1 pseudogene is annotated in these 1,267 nt (G+C 46.9%); it reads left to right on the forward strand.

Features of this window, described 5'->3' with window-relative positions:
• Window positions 1–1,267: pseudogene (vmeV, locus tag R7O12_RS25470) on the forward strand (multidrug efflux RND transporter permease subunit VmeV); the annotation flags it as partial.

The raw sequence follows: 1,267 nt of genomic DNA on the forward strand, positions 1-1,267 counted from the left end.
TATGCCGACCACCTACGACGTGAAACCGAACTGGTTGATGGCGTGGGCAAAGTAGACATTGCAGGTGATCAGCAAGAGATGTTGTTCGTTGAAATCTCGCTTGACCGCCTTGCATCTCTGAATCTCGACATGAACGTTGTTTCTGGCTTGCTTAACCAACAAAACAACGTGGTTTCGGCTGGCGAAGTTATGGTGAATGGTGAAAGCCTCGTCATTCGTCCTAGCGGTACGCTGAATACCGTTCAAGCGTTAGAAAACCTGATCATTCACGGTCGTGATACGGGTAATTTGATTCGCTTAAAAGACGTTGCGACGATCACCCGAGGTATTCAAGAAAAGCCGGGCAACATGATTTTGTTTAACGGCAAGAAAGCAATCAACATCGGTATTTCGTTTGCGTCTGGCGTTAACGTAGTGGAAGTAGGCGAGCGCCTTAACGCTGAGTTAAGCAGTTTAGAGTCCATCAAACCTGCGGGTTTGGACATGAGCTATTTCTACAACCAAGCGCAAGAAGTCGATGATTCTGTAAAAGCGTTTGTGATCAGCTTAGCTGAGGCGGTAGCCATCGTAATTATTGTGCTGTTGTTCACTATGGGCTTACGTAGTGGCGTGATCATTGGTGTGGTACTTCTGTTGACGGTGTTTGGTACGTTCATCTTGATGAATTACAACAACATAGAACTTCATCGAATTTCGCTCGGTGCGTTGATCATCGCATTGGGTATGTTGGTGGACAACGCGATTGTTGTGGTTGAAGGTATTCTGGTTGGCCTGAAGAAAGGGCGCACAAAGGTTCAAGCTGCCGTTGATATTGTGAAACAAACACAGTGGCCTTTGCTTGGCGCGACAGTAATCGCAATTACCGCGTTTGCACCAATCGGTTTATCTCAAGACGCAACTGGCGAATTCATGGGCTCACTCTTCTGGGTGTTGTGTTTTTCATTGTTCTTGAGCTGGGTTACGGCAATTACACTCACACCTTTCTTAGCAGACCTGCTTCTAAAAGAAGAAGAGAAAGACACGAACGGTGAAGACGAAGACCCTTACAAAGGCTGGTTGTTCGTTGTATTTGGCGCGTTGCTTAAACTCTCGTTACGTTTTCGTTGGATGACGGTCGCTGCGATGGTGGCGTTGTTAGTGGGTGCCGTTATTGCGTTTGGCAATGTGAAGCAGCAATTCTTCCCACCTTCGAATACGCCGATGTTCTACGTTGATATGTGGATGCCAGAAGGTACGGATATCCGTCAGACCATTAAGCAAGCGGAAA

It is taken from the genome of Vibrio sp. Vb1574, assembly GCF_033338675.1.